We start from the raw sequence: 1519 nt of genomic DNA, 5'->3' as shown, positions 1-1519 counted from the left end.
GCCGGCGTCGCCGGTGGCGGTGAGGACGGGCAGCCGGCCAGCGAGGTCACGATCACGTCGCTGTTGCTCGACTGACGCGGCTCGATCCTGACAGCCGTGCGCACCAGCCGTGGTCGTTCGGTGGGCTGTGAACTATCTTTTCAATCATCGCAACGCCCTGGTTCCGATTGTCCAAATCGTGCCGCAACGCAGGAGGTACTGTATGAATCTCGAAGAGACACTGGAAAAGATCGTCGAGTTGAGTCGGGAAGAACTGCACATCGTGCGTAAGCGGGCCGAAGAGAAAACCGCCGCGCGCGACCACGGACACGACTTCAAGGAGATGAAGCAGGCCGCCGACCGTCTCGACCACTACGCACATCAACTCCGCGCCCTGCACGACAACGAACTCGGCCACGGCTGGCGGCATGCGAGCGCAGAAGACACTCACTGATAGATACCGAGGTCGAGGGCCGTGCGAGCCGGACGGGCAAATTGCACAACCGTCAACATCCGGCCCGGTAGGCTTTGACGACTTGTCGTCGATGAGTGGCGCGAACAGCGCTGCCGCTCCCGGCGCAACCTGATCGGTCATGCCGATCACATCACCGGCCTGGCGACGAATTCAGGCTCAGCACAGGTCATTCAAACGACGGCTGACCCGGTGCGACGACCTGACACCTGGTCGATGTCACCAACCAACGCGCGCCAACCAACACCGAACGGGACAACACATGGCGACCGATCAGTCACACTTGAACAACCATCAGCGGCGCACATTGGAGAAGCTGACTGGCCACCCGTTGAGCCACAACATCAAGTGGGACGCAGTACAGGGCTTGTTCGAGGCACTCGGCGAAGTCATACCCGAAAGTGGCGACCGCTTCCGCGTCAGGATCGGAGAACACACCGCGGTCTTTCACCCGCCCGCTCATGGCGATCTACCCGCGGACCTGGTGGTAGCGATCCGACACTTTCTACAGGAGACAAGTCAGCCGGTCGCTGAGCCGAAACCAGGGCGACACCTCTTGGTCGTGATCGACCATCACGAGTCGACGATCTACGAGTTCGAACCGCCGACCGCCGAGCTCGAAACCATCAGCCCTTACGACCCTCACGGGCACCTGCGCCACCTTCGACACATCAAAGGCAACTACCCAGGGCAACGCGCACCGGAGGATCCGGCCTACTACCGCGCAGTCGTAGAAGAAGTACGCGGCGCCGACATGATCGTGATATTCGGACACGGTGACGGTCATTCCAATGCGGCCGATCTGCTTGTCGCCGCAGTCCAGGAACACCTCGCCGAGCCGTTGCCGAAAATCCTGACGGACGTGCGTATCGACGTGAAGGGTTTCACCGTTGCCCAGCTCATGGTCGCAGCACAAAAGGTCGTAGCAGAGCTGGCGTAGAAGGCTTGCTACGGATCAGGCCGCGCAGAAACTCAGGCCGCGGACGTCACCCGGTAGACGTCGTACACGCCCTCGACGTTGCGCACCACGTTGAGCAGGTGCCCGAGATGCTTGGGATCGCCCATCTC

At 61.3% G+C, this 1519-nt stretch carries 3 protein-coding genes; 2 read left to right on the top strand and 1 reads right to left on the bottom strand.

Annotation, left to right across the window (positions count from 1 at the left end):
- The first annotated feature begins 202 nt into the window (after positions 1 to 202).
- Both AC2VON_RS04530 and AC2VON_RS04525 read left to right on the top strand, forming a co-directional pair.
- Positions 203 to 433, top strand: a complete 231-nt coding sequence (locus tag AC2VON_RS04530; RefSeq protein ID WP_421530390.1) for a hypothetical protein — start codon at positions 203 to 205, stop codon at positions 431 to 433.
- Positions 434 to 713: 280 nt separating this feature from the next.
- Positions 714 to 1391 (top strand): hypothetical protein, encoded by a 678-nt coding sequence (locus AC2VON_RS04525; protein ID WP_486951872.1) that lies wholly within the window; start codon positions 714 to 716, stop codon positions 1389 to 1391.
- Between the two features lie 32 nt (positions 1392 to 1423).
- On the opposite strand, the gene AC2VON_RS04520 is transcribed toward AC2VON_RS04525, so the two are convergent.
- The coding region (locus AC2VON_RS04520) for a hypothetical protein (RefSeq protein ID WP_486951873.1) at positions 1424 to 1519 on the bottom strand (96 nt) is incomplete at its 5' end.

The organism is Mycobacterium sp. TH-M82 (genome assembly GCF_057473605.1).
The sequence above is the reverse complement of the archived record's forward strand: the minus strand, read 5'-3'. Positions and strand labels throughout refer to the sequence as shown.